Origin of the sequence: Cryptosporangium arvum DSM 44712 (genome assembly GCF_000585375.1) — a bacterium.
Lineage (GTDB): Bacteria > Actinomycetota > Actinomycetes > Mycobacteriales > Cryptosporangiaceae > Cryptosporangium > Cryptosporangium arvum.
This window is the reverse complement of record NZ_KK073874.1, coordinates 271,204-292,574: the sequence shown is the minus strand read 5'-3', so window position 1 is coordinate 292,574 and position 21,371 is coordinate 271,204. Positions and strand designations below refer to the sequence as shown.

Sequence of the window (21,371 nt, the reverse complement as noted above, 5' to 3'; positions counted from 1 at the left end):
GTCATGGCTGACCGCGATGAGACCGTCCGTGCCAGCTTGCCGGCACTGCGAACCTTCGGCGCGGACGTGAAATCGGCCGGACAGGACGACCTGGTCACCGGCCTCGGAAACAATTTTGCGGTCACGATGTCCCAGCACGTTCTGGGGTTCATGGGCACCGGTACGGGCAGCGGCACCCACCCGGTGGCTCCGATGGGTGAGGCCGTCTACTTCGGTCACTTGATGGCCGACTACGCCCAGGCGGCGGGGCGGTTCGCGGGGGACGTCGTCCTCGGTCTGGTCGCGCTCGGGTTCGCTGCCGAGGGCATCGCTACTCAGTACAGCGATGGTGACGCACTGAGTAGCGCCACGATCGAACAGGTCAGCGACGCGTTCGTGCCTCAGCTCGGAGATTCGCAGCCGGTTGCCGAGGCGACCGAGGAAAAGCCGGCTGATTCGAAGAAGACGGCACAGGATCCGACGGGATACCACGCCGGAACACCGGAGCGGGGCGAACGTCCCCCGCTCCCGGGCGGCGGTCCGGACGTTCCCGACGCGGAGTCCGCCGATTACCAGAACCGGCCCTTCCAACTCTGACCCGGAGGGGACATGGAGGACTACTACGGCTACACGTGGGAGCCGGGCAGCGTCCGCGTCGCGGAGCACGACACCTACGTGCCGGAGGGAACCGCGCACCTGCAACGTGTCACCGATTTCACCGACGAGGTGAAGGTCGCGCACATCCGCGTGCTCTGGCCGATGATCGAAGGTCTCGACGCCACCAAGATCGCGGATCTCGCCGGGAACTGGCGAACTCTGTCAACGCAGCTCACCAGTGCCAAGACCGGGTTGAGCGGTGCGGGTGGGCGGCTTGCTCCGCAATGGACCGGAGAGGCGTCACGGGCTTTTCTCGAGCGGGTCGGCGGCTCGCTGTTCTCGCTCGACCAGTGGATCGAAGCCGCGTCCACCAACGCCGCGACGATCGGCCGGCTCGCCGACGACGTCCGAACCACGCAACCGAAAGTGCGGCGCATCTACCGCGACTGGCTCACCGAGTCGGCGAACCAGCGCGCCAAGCGTGACAAGGATGCCGATGCCCTCACCGGACAGGACCTGAACGACCTCGTCGGCATGCTGAGCCAGAGCAAGTCGATCGCCGACGGCGGTTTCCTGTACCGGTGGGCGCGCGATTCGGTGCCGCAGGACGAGATCGACCGGAAGTACACCGCGCTGGCGCTTCCGCTGGTCAAGAAGCTCGCTGAGCACTTCTCGTCGGCGGCGACGACGGGGGTCACCCTGCCGGGCAAGTTCAAAGGCCCAACCACGTTCAAGTCCGTTCGGCCGACGTTCCCTGGCGCCCCGGGTCTGCCGCCGGTGCGGCCGGCCACGCCTACGATTCCGGTTGTTGCACCGCCGGCCGTTCCGGTTCCCTCGGTCGAGGCGCCATCGGGCGCGCTGCCGATTCCGCCGACACCGCCCGCGCTTCCCGGAGCTCGGCCACCTGCGGTCCCGGCACTGGTGGCCCGGCCTCCGGTCGCGCCGGTCCTGGCGACTCGACCGCCCACCGCACCGCTGCGTCCGCCCATCGCGCGTCCGGCATCAGCACCCGCCCTACCGGCACTGCCTGGACGCACCGGACCCCGCACTCGTTCCGCTGTGCCGCCGGTCTCCGGCCGGCGAGCCCCGGCGAAGCCCGCCGTGCCTGCTCTTCCCGGTCGTACACGTACGACGCCGAGTGCCCCCCGGAACGGATCGGCTCAGCGCGCGAGTGGACGCCCAGCCGTGCCGCCCATGGCTGGGCCACGCCTCGGCGGCCGATCCGCCCCGCTCGCGGTGAGCCGCACCGAGAAGGCACCCCCGAAGGCGGCGCCGCCACGCCTTCCCGGCCGAGTCGGTGCCCCACCCAAGCCAATGTCGACGCCCGGCAGCGTGCCGTCCGAGTTCCACCGCACCCCGCCGACGGCTCACGAGCGGGTGGCGGATGCCTCTTCGATAGCACCGCGCTCCCCCGCTCCGCCCTCACTCGGCGGCCGCCGCGGATCGATGCCGCCCTTGGCATCCGCCCCTGCGACGACGTCTGCCCCGGAACTCACCGGGCGGGCCGCCCCGCGCGGTATTCAGCCACCTGACACTCGTCCAGCGGTGGAAGTCCGCCGCACCGGTCCCGATCTGGCCTCCGTGCCGGAGGAGTCGTTCGCTCCGGCGGAGTCGGCGCCGCCGGTGATCGAACGCCCGACTTCCCCCGCCGCCCAGCCGGCCGGGCCCGCGCTCGGCCGGGCCCCCGCCTCGTAAGGAGTGACAATGACCGTCGATCCGAGTTCGCCGGCTCGCTCCAGCGGTGGTCGCCATGCCGCTCCATCGCCGACGGAAACGCCCGGTACCACCCGCCTCGGCTCGGTGACTCCGGACTGGGAGACCCCGCCGCCCGCGCCGGTGTGGCCCGCTCCGTCTCCCAACGACTGCCCGCCTTCGGCTGGAACGCCGAACTGGGCCGTGCCGCCCGCTGCCCCGAGCCAACCGCCGACCCGACCAGGCCAATCGCCGACCACTTCAGGTCATCGATCGAACTCCCCGGATCGTCGGTCGAACGTCCCGGGTCATCGATCGAACTACCCAGACAGTCCGTCGAACTCCTCGGAGAGTCCGCCGAGCTCCCCAGAGAGTTCGTCGAGCTCATCCGAAAATCCGTCGAGGTCACCGAGCCGCCTTCCAGTCGCCGCAGACCTCCCGCCGGCCAACGCTGTGCCCGCTGCTCCTCCCGCTCCGCGATCTCTCCCCACCGCGCGCCCAGCCGAAGCGGCCCGCTGGCCCGCAGCGACACAACCCCGTCCCGCCGCCCATCGCCAGGCCACTCCCGGCACGGACCACGCGCCCGGTCCCGCCCCCGATACCGCTCCTCGCGCCGTCGCCGGGGCGCGTCCGTCGGCGGCGCCCCACCCTGGCGTGGAAATGAGTCCGGAACCGGCGGCTTATCCCAGCGATGATGGGCGTTCGGGGCAGGCGGCCTACCCCAGCGATGAAATGCATTCAGGGCGGCCGGCCTACCCCAACGGCGAAACGCGCTCAGGACGGGCGACCTACCCCAACGGCGAAACGCGCTCAGGACGGGCGACCTACCCCAACGGCGAAGCGCATCCAGGGCTGGCGGCATACCCCCGCGGTGAAGCAGGGTCAGGGCCGGCGGCTCACCCCAGTGCTACCGCGCGCCCGGAGGCAACGGGTCGTGCTGTGGTCCAGCCCGGGGCGGTGGCTGGGGTCGGAGCCCAACCACGGCTCGGCACGGCGGGTCGTGCAGACGGTGCCACTTCTCGACCCGTCGCAACGGGTAGGGCGGTCACTCCGACACCCGCGGTATCCATAGCCGACCCGACATCACACGCTGCCACGACTGCGCGCGCCGCCAGTACCCCGCATGCGATCGCGCCGCATGCTGTCGGCGCACCCAACGCTCCTACAGCTCCACCCAATACATCTCCGCGCAGTGCCGCTGCCGTGCATGCGGTCGCACCGCACACTGCCCTCCACGCGGCCGCGCCGGACGCAATCACGCCGCATTCCGCCCCACACGAAGTGGCGCCCCACGCCGCCCCACAGCACGCCGCCCCACATACCGTCGCGCCGCACGCCGCTTCACACACCGTCGCGCCGCACGCCGTTTCGCACGCCGTCGCGCCGCACGCTGCCCCACATGGAATGGCGCCTCACGCCTCGCCACGCTCAGTCGCACCGCACGCTGCCTCCTCCGCCGTCGCGCCGCAGGCCGCACCACACGCCATCGCGCCGCACGCCGCTCCACACACCGTCGCGCCGCACGCCGCTCCACACACCGTCGCGCCGCGCACCGCTCCACATACCGTCGCGCCGCGCACAGCACCACCTGGAGTGGCACCGCACGCTGCCTCGAATGCAATGACGGCGCGTGCGGCTGCCCGCCAAGCGGTCGTGTCCCACACTGCCAACCCCCACGCAGGCACCCCACGCGCAACTACCCCCCACACAATCGCGGCGCACGCCGCCGCATCTCACCCCGCATCTCACGCCGCCGCGGCGCGCCTGGCCGCTGTGCCCCACACCGCAACCCCCGCTGCCAGAACTGCAGCAACCCCCGCCGCCAGAACAGCAGCAACCCCCGCCGCCGCGGCACCCGCCACCGCCCTAGCCAAACCAACCGCCGCAGCAGCAGCCATCTCGACCAGACCAACCCCAGTCACAACCACCCCCACCAAACCAGCCGCCCAAACCAACCCCATCCGCCCAGGACAGATCGCCTGCTGGCAGGCCACAGCCGCCGCGGTCGTCGCCACCATCAGCCGCCCCCTCCCTCTTACCCTCTCGGTGGCTGCTCTCGCGGCGCTCGTCATCGCCCTCACCGCGGTCCGATTCCGCGGGCGATGGGCCTACGAATGGCTCGGTCTGGTCACCCGTTACTCACTTCGCCGCCGTCGCTGGCAGCGGACCAATGCGCCCGAACCCCTCATCCTCACCGCGGTCGCCCCCGGTGCGCGCATCGGTCAGATCGATCTGCCCGACCACCCGAGTCGCACCGCAGGCGTCGTCACCCATGAAGGTGGCCTCACCGCCGTGCTCGAAATCCGGCCGGAAGTTGACGCTCCGGTTCCGCTCCCGTCCCTGCTCGCCCTGTTGCCGATGGCCGAGGTGGGGGAGCCGCCCATCACCGCGCAGACCGTGGTGGAGACCGTGCCGCTGCCGGACGCGTCGATTCCGGCCCGTCGGCACGGCTGGGTCGCTCTGCAAGCGGTGCGCACCAATGAGCGCGCCGGGCCCGATGTCGACGAGCTGCGCGCTGCGCTCACGGGCGCGATCCGGCGTACTCAGCGGCGGCTCGGCAAGTCGGGCTTCGCCACTCATGTTCTCGAGCCGGATGAGCTCGCCGGCACCATCGACGAGCTCGGGTACGACCCGGACGCGATCGGTGAGGAGTGGGCGCATTGGCTCACACCGGCCTGTGCATCGGTCACCCTGTCGGTGGCTGGGGGCAACGACCTGTCCATGATCGACCGGCTGCCCGAGGTGGCGGGTGTACCCACGGTGCTGGCGCTCGGTATCCGGCGTGCCGGTGGAGGGGTCGAGGTCGAGGCATCGATACGGCTCGTGGCCGCTGATCGGTCGGAGGTCGACCGGGCGACCCAAGCCGTGATCGCGGCGGCCACGGCGCTGGGGCTTCGGCTTCGTCGGATGGACGGTGAGCATGTTCGGGGTGTGGCTTCGACGCTTCCGTTGGGTGCGTTTCTCCGATGACGCGCCGTCGACCTCCGCTGGCCGCGCACCGGCCGCCTTCCGAAGTCTCCCCTGGTGCCGTGCCCACGCAGGTTGTCTCGACTTCCGGCTCCGCGCTCTCGCTCCGGGTCGGTGGTGACGGTGTCGTCCTCGGCCACCAGTCGCATCGTGTCCCGCTCGGGGTCCGTCTCTTCCGCCCCGCCCCGACCCGGGCGGTCTTTGTCGGTTCCCTCGCGTGTGCCCAGCTCATCGCTTTCCGCGTGCTCACCACCGGCGCGCACGTAATCGTCAGCACGGCCCGTCCGGCCAAGTGGGCTCCGATTGCCGCCCACGGCACCCCCGTCCAGCCGGTCGCCACCACTCCGGAGGCCGCCACCACCCCGGAGGCCACTACCACCCCGGAAACCAGCCAGCCGATCGCCACCCACCCAAAAAGCGGCCGCCGAACTCAACCCCTGCTCTACATCGACGACGCACCGCCGTACGGACGTCCACCCGACCTACCCACCACCCCCTGGACGACGACCCTGACCATCCGCGAAGCACTGACCCACCGCGAAGCCGCCCTCGTCGACCACGCCGATCTCCTACTCCTGCAACCACTGACCCCCGAAGAAACCGGCCTACTCCCCCAAAAAACCGAACCCCACCCACCCGCCGACACCCTCACGGTCATGAGCAACCACGGCGTCCGGCACGGCCGGCTCGGCGTCACGCCGGTCGAGCACCACTACTTCGGTTCAGCTCTTCGAGGTCGATGACAACCTCGTCCTCCCGAACGTCACCCAGCTCGAGAGCCCGTACCCGAGCCCGATAAACCCCCCGCGCTACCCGCTCGCACCCCAGCCTCCCGGCCACTACCGCGTTGCCGCCCGTGTACTCGACCCACGCGAAACCGTCCTCGGAGAACGAGCGCACGAGCACCGGCTCCCCACGCCACACCCCCACCACCCGCACGTACGTCAGTTGCGACACCGAGTCCAGCGGCACCACCCGCCGCCATCGCCCCTCCCCCACGAGCTCGAACCCGTCCACGGCGACGTCCGAATACAGCCGGATCTCCGGCGACGGCGGGGCCGGGAACGCCTCGTACGTCTGGCCGCGCCAGGTCGCCCGGTAGTTCATGACCGGCGCACCATCAGCCAGCGCCGGTGGTCGGCGTCGAACACCGCGATACGCCGCTCCGGCCCGTCGACCGGCAGGTGGAAGATCTCGCTGCCGTGCGGCGGCATCAGGCCATCCACCTTGTACTCCCGGATCACCAGCGCCGGGCCGGCCACGAAGCCGGTGCCCCGGAACGGCGGCGGTTCGACGACCCAGCCCGACATCGCCGCTGCGCCGGCCTCGTCGGTCCAGCCGTACGGAATCCGGTACAGCGCCGGGCCCACCGAGAACCATCGCAGCAGATAGACGTCGTCGGAAGCGGGAAGTCCGAGAGCTTCCAGCAACGGCCCAGGAGACCCCGGCAACGAAGCGTCATCAACAGCATGCGCAAAACCACTGATATCGAGCGCTTCGCCGCCGAGATACGCGGTCACCTGGTCGAACGTGACCACCATCTGCAGCAAACCACCGCCGATCGGCTCGCGGGCCAGCCGCGCCACCGTGCCCGCCTCCAACAGCAACTGCGACGGCAGCCCCGGGTCGACGGCCAGCCCCCACCCGGGATCGGGCCAGAACGCGGCGAGCTGGCGGAACGCGATCGGCCGCGACGGCTCGGAGACCAACGCCGCCGACGAGAACGCCGGTAGCCACGTCTGCCCCGATACCGAAACCGTCGCCCACGTCAGCGGCTCGACAGGCGGTACCGGCACCACGAGATCAGCGTCCCGCAGCGCGGCGAGCGCGGCACTCAGCTCGTCAGTCACAGCCCTGGGTGCTGACCTCCTCGGTGGCGCGCTTGCCCTGCACGGCGGCGTCGGAGACCTGGTCGACGCTGAGCGCGAAGCCGGTTTCCTTGTCGTCGACGGCGGCGGCGAACACGACGCCGTAGACCGTGCCGTCCTTGGAGAGCAGCGGACCGCCGGAGTTACCGCTCCGGACCTGCGAGCGCAGCATCAGGACCTCGCGCGTGACCTGCCCGGACTGGTAGATGTTCGGGCCCTTGATCGTCCGCTCGTCCCGGATGCGCGCGGCCGTTGCGGTGTACGGGCCGTCCTCCGGGTAACCGACGACGATCGCGTCGTCCCCGCTGGCCGCCCGCTGGTTGAAATTCAGCACCGGGGCGTCGAGACCGTCGACGTCGAGCACCGCGACGTCGACGTTCGGGTCGTAGAAGACGACCTTCGCCTGGAACTTCTCGCCGAGCGACTCCACCTGGACGTCCTCGGTGCCGGCGACCACGTGCGCGTTCGTCATGACCCGGCCGTCGCTGTAGACGAAGCCGGTGCCCTCGAGCCGCCGATCGCAGGACGGCGCCTGACCGATGACCTTGACGACCGACTGCTCGGACGCGCGGACCACTTCCGAGCGTGCCAGCGCATTGTCCGGCGGAGCGACCGGGCGCACCTCGGTCGGTGTCAGCGGGCCCAGCACCTGCGGGAAGTCACCTTGCTCGACGACGTCGCCGAAGCGGTCGTAGAGCGAGCGCACGGTGTCGGGCACGGCGTCGTTGACCGCGGGAATGATGACCGACCGGCGCACCTGCCCGGCCAGCCACGGCGAGGACGACGACGCGAGCGGCGTCGCCACCATCCAGGCGACGAGGAGCAACGCGATGACCGAAACGATCGACCCGCCGAAGCCATCGACCACCCGCAGGCTGGACGAGCGCATGCCGGCACGCACCCGGCTGCCGATCGCCACCGCGAGGACCTGCCCGATCAGCGCACAACCGAAGGCGACCGCGAGCGCGGTCGCCACTTTGCTGGTCTGGCTCGCGAATTGGTTCGCGATCACCGGGGCTAACTGGACACCGAACAGCGCTCCCCCGAAGAACCCGACGAACGACAGTGCCCCGACGACGAACCCCTGGCGGTATCCGCTCACGGCGAAGCCCACGATTCCGACGAGCAAAGCGAGGTCGAGGAGGCTTCCGTCCACTCGAGGTCCTTCCGGTGCAGTTACGTCGCGGTCAAACTCATATCTCAACTCACGTCGATGACGCCCACCATGTTCGACGTGAGGTGGAACGTGCATACGAAGTCATAGCGTCCGCGACTGAGCGTGACCTCGATCGACCGTTCCTGGTCCGTGGACACCAAGCCGGTATTGATCTTGGCGGGACGGACCTCCAGATCGTGGGGCGTTCCGCCAATTGTCCGGAGTGTTATTCGCAATTTGCCAGGCTTGGCCCTGATTACTGACGGCTCGTAACGGAGCTGGTCGTCACCGGTGATCGTGATCGACTGGACACCGTCGGTGCCGGCCGTCGCGCTCGCCATCGTCGTCGGCGATTCACTCGCCTCACCGCCCGGCCCGCCCTTCGAACATGCTCCGACGACGAGCACGGAGAGCATGGCGGCGAGCACCGGCACGACGACGGCCGCCAACGGGGTCAGAGCCCCGGGACGACGCGACAAATGCACAGGGCCACCGTAGCTAACTGCTACCAGGTCACCGGACGGCATCCGGCGGACGCGTCCGCATCGCCAGCGCGAGATCCTCGGCCGGCAGGTCACGCATGGAGTTGCGGTTCCACGGCTCGGCCCACCCTCCGAGCTCGAGGACGAACGAGATCAGACCGGCTGTGAACCCCCACACGAACATGTCGCAGACGTCGAAGCCCGGACCGGCGATGCCGCTGGGATGACGTACCCGGAAGCGGTTGGCCGGGTCGACCAGATCGGCGATCGGCACCCGGGCGACGGTGGCGACCTCGGCGGGGTCGGCCGGGCCGACCGCGTGCGGCCGTTCCCACCAGCCGAGCACACCGGTGACGACGAAGCCGGACACCGGGATCAGCACGGGCGGGAGCTCGCCGATGACGTGGACGGAGGCCGGATCGAGCCCGACCTCCTCGTTCGCCTCACGCAACGCGGTGCCGACCGGCCCGTCGTCGCCCGGGTCGGTGGCACCACCGGGGAACGCCGGCTGGCCCGCGTGTTTGCGTAGCGTCGCGGCGCGCTGGAGCAGGAGGACGTCAGGCCCGTCCGGGCCCTCGCCGAACAGGATCAGCACGGCGGACGGACGACCGCTGCCGTCGGGGGGTGGCACGAACCGGGAGATCTCTTCGCTGCGGACCCGCGGCAACGCGTCCACCAGCCGGCGCAGCCACGACGGGAGCGTCTCGGCGCCGGGTTCGGGATGCCCAGGCGTGTCCGGGCCTACGTCCGGGAAGCTCACTGCGGCACCGCTTCTCGCGTCGTCACCACACCAGAGTGCCCCCGCGGCGCGTGATCGCACAGTCGCCGACGGTTTCGCACGAGCAGAGCAACGGTGCGGACGGCCCCGGTCATTCCACCGTCACCCCGAGATGTTGCCGGACCAGAGCGTTCAACGTCGCGTCGGTCAGCGGCGTACCGCGATGGACGTGGACGACTTCACCGGCCGCGGAGACGAACGCGGTGGCCGGGAGCGCGTTGACGCCGAGCGCCTTCCGCACCTCCTCGCCACGGTCGAAGACGTTCGCGAACCGGACGTCGAGTTCGTCGGCCGCGGCGACCGCGCGCGAGGCGTCGTCGGCCGTGTTGACCCCGACGACGCTCACCCGATCACCCGCCGACGCCGCGAGCCGGACGAACGCCGGCATCTCCTTGCCGCACGGCGGGCACCAGGAGCCCCACAGGTTGAGCACCACCGGATGCCCGGTCGGCGCGCCGATCGTCACCTTTTTCCCGGACGGATCCATGCACAACAGCGGCTCGACGCTCCGCAGCGGGCTGTCGGCCGGCGCCGAGCCCGCCGCCGCCGGGCACGCGGCGAACTTGCTGCTCGCGAACGCCGCCTTCGTCGGTTTCGGCTCGACGTCGGCCGGACCGCTGCTAGAGCACCCCGCGAGGAGCACCACGAGCGCGACGGCCAGTAAACGCTTCACGCACCCACCATCGCGGCGAGTTCGTCGACACGCGGGCCCTTGAGCAGCTTCACCGCCGCCGGTAGGTCGGTGGGGCCGGTGCCGTACGACGGGCACAGCGCCTTCAGCGTGCAGGCGCCGCAGGCGGGCTTGCGCGCATGGCAGACCCGGCGGCCGTGGAAGATCAGCCGGTGGCTGAGCATCGTCCAGTCTTTGCGCGGGAACAGGTCGCCGACGATGTGCTCGACCTTGACCGGGTCTTCCTCCGCGGTCCAGCCGAACCGGCGCACCAGGCGCCCGAAGTGCGTGTCGACCGTGATGCCCGGGACGTCGAACGCGTTCCCCAGCACGACGTTCGCGGTCTTGCGCCCGATGCCGGGCAGCGTCACCAACTCGCCGAGCGTGTGCGGCAACTCGCCGTCGAACCGTTCGACGAGCGCCTGACCCAGCCCGATCAGCGAGTTGGTCTTGGCCCGGAAGAAACCGGTCGGCTTGAGGATCGTCTCCATCTCGGTGCGGTCGGCACCGGCGTAGTCCTCCGCCGTGCGGTACTTCGCGAACAGCGTCGGCGTGGTCAGGTTGACCCGCACGTCGGTGGTCTGTGCGGACAGGATCGTCGCCACCGCCAACTCCAGCGGCGTCGTGAAGTCGAGTTCGCAGTGCGCGTCGGGATGGGTCTCGGTGAGGATTCGATGCATTCGGCGCGCCCGGCGCTTCAACGCCAGCGGACTCTCGACGGCGACTGTCACGCCAGAGAGACTACGACTCCCCTCTGACAATAGGGCGCAGCCGGGGAAGGCGGGCGGTGGGCTGATCGGCCAGATCGTGATCGGCGCCAGGGGCACCGGGGTCGGAGATCCGGTCGGTCGAGTTCCCCACCGTGTCCCGCGCGGCTCGCAGCGCGTCCCGGAGCGCACCGGCCGTGGGCAGGCGCTTCTCCGGCTCACGGGCCATGCCGGCCCGCAGCACGGTGATCACCGCGTCCGGCACGCCTTCGATTCCCGGGATCGGCGCGGAGTGCAGGGCCGCGATCTCGGCGTCGGTGGGATTCGCTTCCGCGAGCGGCCACCGCGGCGGACGTCCGGACAGCAGCGCGTAGAGCGTCGCGGAGAGCCCGTAGACGTCGACCGCCGGTGTCGGCCGCCGCGACCAGAACATCTCGGGCGCGGCGTAGGCGGGGGTGAGCACTTCCAGCGTCGACATCGACTCGGTCGTCGGGTCGTACCGCGCGGCCAGGCCGAAGTCCGCGAGCTCGGGGTGGCCGTAGCGGTCGTAGAGAACGTTCGCGGGTTTCACGTCACGGTGCACCACCCCGTAGCGGTGCGCGGCCGCGAGTGCGTCCGCGATCGCGACGCCGATGTCGAGCACGCGGTCGGGCGGCAGCGGGCCGTGCTGACGGAGGTAGTCGGCGAGTGACCCGGCCGGGCAGAGTTCCATGACCAGATAGGCACGCCCGTCGACGGTGATTCCGGCGTCGTGGATGTCGATCACGTTCGGATGGCCGGAAACTTGGCCGGCGGCGCGCACCTCGGCCCGGAACCGGGCGCGGTCGGCTTCGTCGAGCAGAATCCGGTGGTCGATTTTCACCGCGACCTCGCGGCCGATCGACTCCTGCAGTGCTCGGTAAACGGTGGAAAAACCGCCGCTACCCAGCACCGACAGCATCGTGTACCCCGGGACCGGGAAAGCGATCTCCACCCGGCCTCCCGTCATCCGACTACCGGATTGAAAGCCTACGATGCACCGGTGCCGCTACGAGTCGGACACCGGACAGCACCACCATTTCAGGCTATCCGTCCGTCTTTTTCCGATGCCCTAAAGTGCGGAAACCGAAACGATCAAGGGAGTCGGGAGCGGGTCATTGCCGGTCCCGTCCCACGCGCCCCATAGACTCAAGGCCAATCGGCCGCTGCTGGAGGTGGGGTCATGGACGAGGTACTTGCCCGGTCAGGGCTGTTTCAGGGGGTCGAGCCGGAGTCAGCTGAGGCTCTCGCGGCCCACCTGGAGTACCTCGACATCCCGAAGGGTCACACGATCTTCTCCGAAGGAGAACTCGGTGACTCGCTGTATATCGTGATGTCCGGGAAAATCAAGGTCGGTCGTCGCGCTGCCGACGGCCGCGAAAACATGATCGCCGTGATGGGTCCGTCGGACCTGTTCGGCGAGCTCTCTCTGTTCGACCCCGGCCCGCGGACGGCGAGCGCGGTCGCGGTCACCGACGCCAAGGTCGCGCGGATGCGGCAGCAGTCGCTCCGGCCGTGGATCACCAACCGGCCCGAGATCGCCGAGCAGTTGCTCCGGGTGCTGGCCCGGCGTCTGCGTCGCACGAACGACGCACTCGCCGACCTGATCTTCACCGACGTGCCTGGTCGCGTCGCGAAGAACCTGCTGCAGCTCGCGAAGCGGTTCGGGACGCGGGAGGGCAGCGCGCTGCGCCTCACCCACGACCTGACGCAGGAAGAGATCGCGCAGCTGGTCGGGGCGTCCCGCGAGACCGTGAACAAGGCCCTGGCCGACTTCACGTCGCGCGGCTGGCTCCGCCTCGAGGGCAAGAGCGTCGTGCTCCTCGACCCCGAGCGCCTCTCCCGCCGCGCCCGCTGAAAATCTGACCTGAAGCAGGCCTACTTCACGAAGTAGGCCTGCTTCAGCTCGTCGGTGCCCTTGCCGGCCAGGCAACGGAATTTGGTGGCGCCGTACGCCGACACGGTCGTCCGCCACCCGGCGGTGTCCTGACCGGTCGTCGACAACGCTGCCTCCAGCACGGTCGGCGAGCACAGGAGCTGGACGTTCGGGTCGTTCCTGATCGCCTTGGCGTCGGTGGCGCTCGACGCGAGCGTCCCGATCACGTAGGTCTCCCACGTGTGGTTGTTGGTGCAGCCGCGGGATCGGATACCGCCGTCCGACCGGTCGCGCCAGCACTCGGGCTTCGCCGGGCACGACGCCTGCGCGGAGGTGCCGCTCGCCGCGACCACTGCCACCTCGCACACGCTCCCGAACGCACCGACGGTTCCGGTAGCGGACGGCAACCCGTCCAGCGGGAAGCCCGGCAGCTCGCCGGAGCGCGTCGGGCTGGGGACCGGCGTCGCGTCCGTCGGCGCGGGCCCGGTCGTTTCCTCCGGCACCGGCTCGTAGTCCGTGGTCGTGTCCGAATCCCCGACGACGGCCAGCAGGGCCGACCCGACGACGCCACAGATCAGCAGTGCGACCGCGACCGCGATGATCATGACCATCAGCCGCTTGGTCTGGGGCGAGAGGCCCTCTTTGGTCGGTTGGGGGGCGTGGAAGCCGTGCGGCGGCGGGCCGTAGGGCGGGCCGCCTGCCGGCTTGCCGCCGGACCCTCCCGAGACCTGCTGCACCGGGCTGAACGGGCTGCTGGAGAACGCCGACGTCGGGGGCTGCCCACCCATCGGCGGCCCCGTCGGCGGCGCCTGCTGCCAGCCGGCACCGGGCGCGCTGTAACTGCCACCACCCGACGACGGCGGCCCGTAGGAGGGCGCACCGAACGAAGGCCCCCCGGACGAAGGGCGACCCCCGGAAGGACCGCCCGACGACGGTGTCACCGGCGGCGTGCCCCCGAACGCGCCGTGCCGCGACCCGGTGTCGGAGTCGAGGTCGAGCGCCGCCAGCGCGTCACGCAACTCCCCCACCGTCGGGTAGCGGTCCTCCGCGTACGGGGCCATCGCCTGCCGCAGCACCGCCGAGAGGTTCGCCGGGATCCCCGGGATGTCGGGAATCGGCTCGTCGAGCATCATCACCATCGTGGCGAGGCTCGGCGTTCCGGTCTCCGGCCACCGCGGCGGACGCCCCGACAACAGCGCGTACAGCGACGCGCCGAGCGCGTACTGGTCACCGAGCGGCGACGGCGGTTCCATCCGGAACACTTCCGGCGGCGCGTAGGCCGGTGTCAGCGCCTCGATCGTCACCGACAGCTCGCGGCTCGGATCGGGCAGCGCGGCCAGACCGAAGTCGGCCAGGCCGGGCACGCCGTACCGGTTGATCAGGATGTTCCCGGGTTTCACGTCGCGGTGCAGGATGCCGTTGTCGTGCGCGGCCTGCAGCGCGTCGGCGATCTTCACCCCGACGTCGCGGACCTCCACCGGGGAGAGCGGCCCGTGCTGGCGCAGGCGCGTGGCGTACGAGCCGCCGGTGCAGAGCTCCATGACCAGGTACGGGTGGTTGTCCTCGGTGACACCGGCGTCGTAGATGTTGACGACGTTCGGGTGCCCGGACATCCGGCCCGCCGACTCCGCCTCGCGGACGAAACGCCTGCGGTCACGCTCGGATTGCAGGGCCCTGGTGTCGATTTTGAGCGCGACTTCGCGTCCGATCGAGTCTTGGCGCGCGCGGTACACGGTCGAGTAACCACCACGGGCCAAAACGGTCAGATCGGACAGACCGGCCACCGGTGATGCCGGCTGGGTTCCGGACGCCTCACTTCGCACGTGGACGACCGTACCGAGTTCCCGCGAGTGATGGGTCGTGAGCTGTCTCGCCATAGGTGCTCTTAAGCACTGGTGTCACTAACCGGACGGTCGCTCCAGTGCGTGAGCCAGCGCAACGCGGTCACGGACGGTGTCGCTGGCGGCGCGCTCCGAAGCCTGTTCGGTGCCGTACGCGAGCGCGACCGCCTCGTCCGCGGCCGTGAGCGCCTCGGACAACGCTCCGGTGGCCGCCAGCGACACCGCCAGCGCCCGGCGCGAGACGACCCGGCTGCGGACGTCCTCCGCGGGCACCCGCGACGCCCGGCGCGCCCACTCGAGCGACTCCTCCGACTTGCCCGCCTCGAGCAGCACGCCGGCGTAGTGCGCCAGCGCCTGCCGGCGGGGGAACAGCAGCGACGGACCGCTGGGATCGTTCACGACCTCGCCCAGCAGTTGCAGCGCCCCGTCGCGGTCACCGGACAACCGCCGGGCCTGCGCCTGCAGGACGAGCGGCCCCACCCGGGTCGACGGGTCGACGTCGAGCGGCTCGATGAGTTCGAGCGTGCGCACCGCGTCGGCCTCGGCCGCGGCCAGCTCACCGGCCGCCAGGTAGCAGTAGCCCCGCACGGTCAGCGCGATGCCCGCGGTGAGCGGGTGCCCGACCTGCGCCCCCGTCTCCAGCGCCTCGCTGAGCAGGTCGACGGCGTCGTCGAGGCGGTCCATGCCCCGGGCGATCACGCCGCGGACGGTCAGCGCGAGGCTGGCGCCCCACGGGTCGTGCCCGGTGAGGAACGCCGCGTGTGCGAGGTCGGCCTGCTGGGTGGCGTGGGTCAGGTCGCCCAGTTCGGCCGCCGCGAACGCGTCGACGATCCGCAGCGCGGCCACCGCCCAGCCGTCGGCGACCCGTTCGGCGTAGGGGACGAACTTCTCGGCCAGCCGACGTGCTTCGTGCAGGCGTCCCTCCAGCAGGCGGACGAACGCGGTCGTCCCGCGGACCCAGGAGCGCCCGGCCGGGTCGTCCAGCCGGGCGAACACCGCCCTGGCCTCCTCCAGCACCCGGTCGGCCCGGCCGAAGTCGCCGCGGGTCGTCGCCGACCACGCCAGGTGCTGCAGCGCCCACGCGGTCCCCGGTCCGTCGCCGCACGCCGACGCGACCCGGTAGGCGGCGGTGAACCGGCGCTCGGCCAGCGGCAGCCGCCCGCCCAGGTAGTCGAGCATCCCGAGCCGGCGCAGCGCTTCGCTCTCGCAGTTCGGCAGCTCCGCCGCGCGCGACTTGCGCAGCGCGAGGCTCCACGCCGCGACCGCCGCGCGCGTCTCCCCGGCCGCACGCAAGGCCTCGCCCTTGACCAGCAGCGCGGCCACCGCGACCGAGCCCTCTCCCAGGGCCACCGACGACGCCAGCTCACGCGCCTCTTCGGTACGCCCGCTGGCCAGCAGTGCCCGCGAGCGGAGCAGGCGCAGATCGTCGTCGGAGACCGGACCCCGGTCGCCCGCGGGCAGCAGCGCGATCGCCCGGTCCAGCAGCCGGAGGGCCCGCGCCGGTTCCCCGACCGCGATCGTGCGTTCGGCCAGGCCGTGCAGGGCCGCCACGCCGATCGTCGCCACCCGCCTGGACTCGTGCGAAGGCGGCAGCGACATCTGGTCGGCCAGCCGCAGGGCCCGCTCGGCGTGCCGCGCGACGAACTCGTCGCGCTCCACGTCGGACAGGCCGCGGATCGGGCCGGACTCGGCCCAGCGCGCGATCCGGGCGTGCCGGGCGGCCAGGTCGGCGTGGCCGATGCCGCTGTAGGCCGCCTCGCGCATCAGCGCGGTGACGAAGCCGTAGCCGCCGCTCGCGGTGCGCCGGAGCATCCGGCGGCTGATCAGGTCGCCGAGCGCGCGGTCGAGGTCGGCCGTCACGGTCACCGGCGCTCGGCGGCTGCCCTGCAGTTCCTCCAGCGCCCCGGCCGGAACCCGGTCCCCGACGACGGCCGCGTCACGCAGCACGGCCCGCGGGTAGCTCGGCAGGGCGTCGATGCGAGCGGTCAGCACGGCGGCCAGGTCGGACGAGAGCAGCCGGCCGCGGAAGCCGCCTGGCGCGAGCCGCCACCCGCTCGTGCCCCCGGTCAGCCGGCCCTGCTCGACCAGCAGCGAGACCAGCTCGGCCAGGTAGAAGGGGTTGCCCTGGGCGGTGGCGAGCAGGCGTGTCTCGTCGGCCCGGTCCAGCGGGCCGCCCAGGTACGACCGGAGCAGCCGCGACACCGCGGCGCCGGTCAACGGCGGCAACGGCATCGGCTCGGCCCCCGGCAGACGGGTGAGCAGGCCGTGCGTACGCACCAGCTCGGGACGCCCGAGCAGCAGCACGAGCACCGCACCGTCCAGCCGCTCGACGAGGCCTCCGAGCGCGTCGAGCGTCTCCGGCGACGCGTTGTGGACGTCGTCAACCACGACCAGGACCGGCTCGGTGACGGCCAGGCCGCCCAGCAGCGCGGCCATCACCTCCGGCACCCGTGCCCGACGCCCGGCCGCGGTCGAGATCCCGGGTACGCCGGTCAGCGCGTCGACGTCGGATTCGACGTCGACCAGGTCGAACAGCACCTCGACGCCGCCGGGGCCGAGCCCGGGGTCGGGCAGGTCGGTGGCGACCCGGCGGATGCGTTCGGCGATCCGCTCGTCGGGCTCGTCCGGTTCGACGCCGCACGCCTGACGCACCAGGTCGGCCAGCGGCGCCAGCCGGCCGGTCTCGCCGAATGCCGGGCAGCGGGTGGAGAGCGCACGCGCCCCGAACGAGTCGCCGACCATCCGCGCGAGCTCGGCCGAGAGCCGGGTCTTGCCCGCTCCGGCCTCGGCGGTGACCACGACGACGCGCGGCTCGTTCTCCTCGGCGACCTCCGCGAACCGTCCGAGCAGCCGGCCGCTCTCGACCTCGCGCCCGACGAACGGCGCCTCGTCGCCGAGCCCGGGTCGGATGCCCGCGGCGTCACGCAGCCCGAGGAGCTCGTACGCCTCGACCGGCGCTCGCTTGCCCTTCAACCGCAACGGCGGCAACCGACGCCACGCGGCCCGGTCCCTGGTCGCACGCTGGGTACGCGCACCGGCGTAGACCGCGCCCATGCCGGCCGCGTCGGAGAGCCGGGCCGCGGTGTTCACGGTGTCGCCGATGACCGTGTACGAGAGGGCGGCCTGCACCCCGGCGACGACCTCGCCGGTGTTGACCCCCACCCGCAGGCCCAGCCGGCGCCCACCGCCCAGCTCGTCCTCAATGACCCGCTTGACTGCCCGCTGCATGGCCAGGGCCGAGCGGACCGCGCGCTCCGGGTCGTCCTCGTGAGCGACCGGGGCGCCGAAAACAGCCATGATGCCGTCGCCGGTCAGTTTGTCGACGTGGCCGCCGAAGGCGGTGACGGCCTGCGCGCAGGCCGCCAGCACCCGGTCGGTCAGCCGCCCGACCCGCTCCGGGTCGAGGTCCTCCGACCAGGCCGTGAAGTCGGTCAGGTCACCGAACAGCACGGTGACGACGCGACGTTCGGTCGCGAACCCGGTCGGCTCGACGTCCGGCAAGCGGGTACCGCAGTGGTGGCAGTACCGCGCACCGGGCACCGCGACCGTGCCGCAGACCGGACAGGTCATGGTCGGTGACCAGTCGGAGGCGGCGGTGCCGTCGGTAGGGCCGGACAGGTCATGGTCGGCCAGTCGCCCGCAGGTAGTCGAGCTGGGCCCGCACCGACAGCTCGGCCGCCGGCCAGACGGAGCGGTCGACGTCGGCGTAGACGGCCTCGACGACCTGCATCGGTGTCGACGCGCCGGCGGTCACCGCGGCCTCGACCTGGGCGAGCCGCTGGGCGCGGTGCTCGAGGTAGTACGCGGCGACCGCCTGGGCGTCGGGCAGCACGGGCCCGTGGCCGGGCAGCACCGGAATGTTCCCGAGCCCGCGTAGCCGCTCGAGGCTGGTGAGGTAGTCGCCGAGGATGCCGTCCGGCCAGGCGACGACCGTCGTACCCCGGCCCAGGATGGTGTCGCCGGTGAGCACCGCCTCGTCGTCGATCACGAACGACACCGAGTCCGCCGTGTGCCCCGGCGTGCCGAACGTCCGGAGACTCAGGCCGGCGACTTCCAGCGGCTCACCGTCCGGGACGAGCGGCTGACCGTGCCGCGGATCCAGCGCGAGCACGTCCGAACCGGTCATCTCGGCGAAGCGGGCGGCCCCCTCGGCGTGGTCGGGGTGGCCGTGCGTGAGAAGCGTGGCCACTACCGGGCCGTAGCCGGCCACCTTCTCCAGGTGTGGCTCGAGCAGCGGCCCCGGGTCGATGACCACACAACCGGTCGAGCCCGCCGCACGCAGCACCCAGGTGTTGGTGCCCTCGAGCGTCATCGGTGAGGGGTTGTCGGCGCGGACCAGCGTCGCCCAGCTCGGAACCCAGTCGGGCAGGGTCACGCCGACCCCTTTTCGGTCGCGGGCGGGCGCCCGTGGCGAGCGATCCCGGACATCAGTCCCGCGATGAACTCCGGTGTGACGCCCGGCGGCAGCAACTCGAGCGACTCGGGCGGCAGCGTCAGCCGTGGGCCTTCCGCGTCGCCGCGGTAGACCGGCCGGATGGGCCGGATCGTCCGGTTCTCGGCGGCGGCGAAGACGTCCGCGAGCGTGCCGAACTCGACCAGCCCCAGCAGCGTCGACGCGGTCGGAGGCAGCATGCCGAACTCGCCCCGCTCGACGGCGGCGAGCGCCCCGGCCGGCGACTGCCAGAATCCCCGGGTGGCCTCCCCGGACGGCTGCTGCGCGTCCTGCCCGGCCGGCAGGCCCGCGACGAAGAAGCGGGTGTCGAAGCGGCGTTTCTCGGCCTCCGGGGTGATCCAGTGCGTCCACGGCCGGATCAGGTCCGTGCGGATCACCAGACCGCGTGCCGTGAGCAGCTCGGGCAGCGTGACCCGGTGGTCCTCCAGCGCGGCACGGTCGCGCTGGAGTTCGTCCGCGGACGGGAACGACGCGCCCTCGGCCAGCAGCACGCCGATCTCCTCGAACGTCTCACGCACGGCGGCGGTGACGAGTGCCCTGGACAGGCCGGGGTCGGCGGAGAGCGGCCACCGGGCGGGGTCGGGGCCACGCCAGAGCTCGTCCGCGACGTGGTCTCCGGGGTCGACCGAGCCCCCCGGGAAAACGGTCAGCCCGGCGAACGCGGACAGCCGCGTCGACCGGACCATGAGATACGCCTCCAGGCCACCGGGAGCGTCCCGGAGAAGGACGGTGGTGGCAGCGTCGCGCACTCCGGAAACCATGAAGGCATCGTAAGTTGTCGAGGGCGGTCGTCGACCTGCTGTCGGCGATCCGGGGTGCCATCTTGGAGTACGGTGCCAGCTGTGACGGGGCGCCACCGCGGAGAACACGGAGAGTCTGGCACCACCCCAATCTCCGAGCTGCCCGCTCAAAACCGGACACTGCCCGACGAACTGAGCGTCGAACAGCTCGCGGAGCACTGTGGGGTGACGGTCCGGTTGGTTCGAGCCCACCAGTCGCGCCGGTTGCTCCATCCGCCGCGCCGGGTCGGGCGCCGCAGCGTCTACGACCACTCGCACATCGACCGGGTCGCGCTGATCCAGCGATTACAGAAGGCCGGTTTTTCGCTCGCCGCGATCCGGGCCCTGCTGCAGACCGGTCACAACGCCCCGGAGCTCGCGCTCGCCTGGCACGCGGAGGGCCTCGCGATGCGTTTCCCGACGCTCACCGACGACTCCGACCCCGAACTGCAGGTGGAGCCGGAGGGCGTCGCCGACCTCCACGCGCAGCCCGGGGCGTGGGAGGCGCTGCAGTCCTACGGGCTGGTCACCCGCGGTCCCGACGGCAACTGGCACGGCACGCACCCGGTGCTGGTCGCGGTCGGCAGGCGGGCCCGCGAGATGGGGATGCCGTCGACCGAGATCACCCGCCTGCAGCTGCAGGTGGCCCGGGCCGCGTTCGACCTCTCCCGGGAGATCCTGGACTCGTTCAACCGCATCTTCGCCCAGCGCCCGGCCGGAAACGGCCGGATCGAGCACTACGCCGGCATGTCGGCAGTGGCGACGGCGCTGGTCACGGCCACGTTCGAGGTGCAGCTCAGCCGGGTGGTGCGGGGCGTCGTCGGGATACCCTCCGACGCCCCCTAGCCCGGGCTCAGCGGACCTCGACGATCAGCTCCACCTCGACGGGCGCGTTCAGCGGCAGCACCGCCACGCCGACCGCACTGCGAGCGTGCTTCCCGGCGTCGCCGAAGACGGCACCGAACAGCTCGCTGGCACCGTTGACGACGCCCGGCTGACCGGTGAAGCCCGGCGCCGACGCGACGAAGCCCACGGCCTTCACGACGCGCACGACGTCGTCCAGATCGGCGACCGACGCGACCGCGGCGAGCGCGTTGAGCCCGGCGATGCGGGCCAGGTCGTACCCCGTCTCCGCGGAGACCTCGCCGCCCACCAGCCCGGTGACGCCGAGCTTGCCCTCGACGATCGGCAGCTGCCCGGACGTGTAGACGTACGAACCCGTGCGCACCGCCGGGACGTAGGCGGCCACCGGAGCCGGCACGGTGGGCAGCGTCAGACCCAGCTCGGCGAGCCTTTCCGCGATCTTGCTCACTTCGGGCGCTTCAGGTACGCGACGAGCTGTTCGGCGTTCGGGCCGGGCACCACGGCGACCAGTTCCCAGCCGTCTTCACCCCAGTTGTCCAGGATTTGCTTCGTGGCGTGCACGAGCAGCGGAACCGTTACGTACTCCCACTTCGTCATGGCCGCACCCTACTGGGGGCGCTTTCGCGACCGGCGTCGACAGGCGA

The 21,371-nt window shown here is 71.5% G+C and carries 20 protein-coding genes; 6 read left to right on the top strand and 14 right to left on the bottom strand.

The window, feature by feature from the left end:
* Window positions 1-3: 3 nt before the first annotated feature.
* The 4 genes from CRYAR_RS01385 (at window position 4) to CRYAR_RS46690 (ending at window position 5,978) form a co-directional block, all read left to right on the top strand.
* Window positions 4-576, top strand: coding sequence for a hypothetical protein (locus CRYAR_RS01385; protein ID WP_157017236.1), 573 nt, complete (start codon window positions 4-6; stop codon window positions 574-576).
* Window positions 577-588: 12 nt separating this feature from the next.
* On the top strand, window positions 589-2,271 hold the full coding sequence (locus CRYAR_RS01380) for a WXG100 family type VII secretion target (RefSeq protein WP_035847788.1): 1,683 nt from the start codon (window positions 589-591) through the stop codon (window positions 2,269-2,271).
* Window positions 2,272-4,314: 2,043 nt separating this feature from the next.
* Window positions 4,315-5,238, top strand: a complete 924-nt coding sequence (locus CRYAR_RS01375; protein WP_035847786.1) for a type VII secretion protein EccE — start codon at window positions 4,315-4,317, stop codon at window positions 5,236-5,238.
* A gap of 239 nt (window positions 5,239-5,477) precedes the next feature.
* Window positions 5,478-5,978 (top strand): hypothetical protein, encoded by a 501-nt coding sequence (locus tag CRYAR_RS46690; RefSeq protein WP_157017230.1) that lies wholly within the window; start codon window positions 5,478-5,480, stop codon window positions 5,976-5,978.
* Here CRYAR_RS46690 and CRYAR_RS01370 read toward each other — a convergent pair.
* The 8 genes from CRYAR_RS01370 to CRYAR_RS01335 all read right to left on the bottom strand — a co-directional run bounded on the left by CRYAR_RS01370 (window position 5,929) and on the right by CRYAR_RS01335 (window position 11,869).
* On the bottom strand, window positions 5,929-6,342 hold the full coding sequence (locus CRYAR_RS01370; protein ID WP_051569581.1) for a hypothetical protein: 414 nt from the start codon (window positions 6,340-6,342) through the stop codon (window positions 5,929-5,931). The genes CRYAR_RS46690 and CRYAR_RS01370 overlap by 50 nt on opposite strands.
* A complete protein-coding gene (locus CRYAR_RS01365) occupies window positions 6,339-7,034 on the bottom strand; it encodes a hypothetical protein (protein ID WP_245620368.1) in 696 nt (231 codons plus the stop codon). Before CRYAR_RS01365 ends, CRYAR_RS01370 begins: the two co-directional genes overlap by 4 nt.
* A gap of 43 nt (window positions 7,035-7,077) precedes the next feature.
* A complete protein-coding gene (locus CRYAR_RS01360; RefSeq protein ID WP_035847783.1) occupies window positions 7,078-8,259 on the bottom strand; it encodes a MarP family serine protease in 1,182 nt (393 codons plus the stop codon).
* Between the two features lie 44 nt (window positions 8,260-8,303).
* The gene (locus tag CRYAR_RS01355; protein ID WP_035847781.1) at window positions 8,304-8,708 is read right to left on the bottom strand and encodes a cupredoxin domain-containing protein; all 405 of its coding nucleotides are present in this window, start codon (window positions 8,706-8,708) and stop codon (window positions 8,304-8,306) included.
* A 64-nt stretch (window positions 8,709-8,772) separates the two neighbouring features.
* On the bottom strand, window positions 8,773-9,429 hold the full coding sequence (locus CRYAR_RS01350; protein WP_035859981.1) for an NUDIX hydrolase: 657 nt from the start codon (window positions 9,427-9,429) through the stop codon (window positions 8,773-8,775).
* Window positions 9,430-9,610: 181 nt separating this feature from the next.
* A complete protein-coding gene (locus tag CRYAR_RS01345; protein WP_035847779.1) occupies window positions 9,611-10,192 on the bottom strand; it encodes a TlpA family protein disulfide reductase in 582 nt (193 codons plus the stop codon).
* On the bottom strand, window positions 10,189-10,920 hold the full coding sequence (gene nth / locus CRYAR_RS01340) for an endonuclease III (protein ID WP_245620367.1): 732 nt from the start codon (window positions 10,918-10,920) through the stop codon (window positions 10,189-10,191). The genes CRYAR_RS01345 and nth overlap by 4 nt, the downstream gene beginning before the upstream one ends.
* A gap of 10 nt (window positions 10,921-10,930) precedes the next feature.
* Window positions 10,931-11,869, bottom strand: coding sequence for a serine/threonine-protein kinase (locus CRYAR_RS01335; RefSeq protein ID WP_169744980.1), 939 nt, complete (start codon window positions 11,867-11,869; stop codon window positions 10,931-10,933).
* 228 nt (window positions 11,870-12,097) lie between these two features.
* Here CRYAR_RS01335 and CRYAR_RS01330 point away from each other — a divergent pair, with 228 nt between their 5' ends.
* Entirely contained in the window at window positions 12,098-12,772 is a 675-nt protein-coding gene (locus CRYAR_RS01330) for a Crp/Fnr family transcriptional regulator (protein WP_035847775.1), read from the top strand.
* 20 nt (window positions 12,773-12,792) lie between these two features.
* Here CRYAR_RS01330 and CRYAR_RS01325 read toward each other — a convergent pair whose 3' ends face one another.
* The 4 genes from CRYAR_RS01325 to CRYAR_RS01310 form a co-directional block, all read right to left on the bottom strand.
* On the bottom strand, window positions 12,793-14,613 hold the full coding sequence (locus CRYAR_RS01325) for a serine/threonine-protein kinase (protein WP_169744979.1): 1,821 nt from the start codon (window positions 14,611-14,613) through the stop codon (window positions 12,793-12,795).
* A 78-nt stretch (window positions 14,614-14,691) separates the two neighbouring features.
* On the bottom strand, window positions 14,692-18,201 hold the full coding sequence (locus CRYAR_RS01320) for an adenylate/guanylate cyclase domain-containing protein (protein ID WP_035847772.1): 3,510 nt from the start codon (window positions 18,199-18,201) through the stop codon (window positions 14,692-14,694).
* A gap of 49 nt (window positions 18,202-18,250) precedes the next feature.
* Window positions 18,251-19,006, bottom strand: coding sequence for an MBL fold metallo-hydrolase (locus tag CRYAR_RS01315; RefSeq protein ID WP_035847769.1), 756 nt, complete (start codon window positions 19,004-19,006; stop codon window positions 18,251-18,253).
* Window positions 19,003-19,845 (bottom strand): NUDIX hydrolase, encoded by an 843-nt coding sequence (locus tag CRYAR_RS01310; RefSeq protein WP_211247217.1) that lies wholly within the window; start codon window positions 19,843-19,845, stop codon window positions 19,003-19,005. The genes CRYAR_RS01315 and CRYAR_RS01310 overlap by 4 nt, the downstream gene beginning before the upstream one ends.
* A 54-nt stretch (window positions 19,846-19,899) precedes the next feature.
* On the opposite strand from CRYAR_RS01310, the gene CRYAR_RS47895 reads away from it, so the two are divergent.
* Window positions 19,900-20,709: a MerR family transcriptional regulator gene (locus CRYAR_RS47895; protein WP_342673824.1), complete on the top strand. Its 810-nt coding sequence runs from the start codon at window positions 19,900-19,902 to the stop codon at window positions 20,707-20,709.
* Window positions 20,710-20,716: 7 nt separating this feature from the next.
* Here CRYAR_RS47895 and CRYAR_RS01300 read toward each other — a convergent pair whose 3' ends face one another.
* Window positions 20,717-21,175 carry a RidA family protein gene (locus CRYAR_RS01300; protein ID WP_035847767.1) on the bottom strand — a complete coding sequence of 153 codons (459 nt, stop codon included), beginning with the start codon at window positions 21,173-21,175 and terminating at the stop codon, window positions 20,717-20,719.
* Window positions 21,172-21,324, bottom strand: a complete 153-nt coding sequence (gene sp36 / locus CRYAR_RS47890; protein WP_169744978.1) for a Sp36 family protein — start codon at window positions 21,322-21,324, stop codon at window positions 21,172-21,174. Before sp36 ends, CRYAR_RS01300 begins: the two co-directional genes overlap by 4 nt.
* Between the last annotated feature and the right edge of the window lie 47 nt (window positions 21,325-21,371).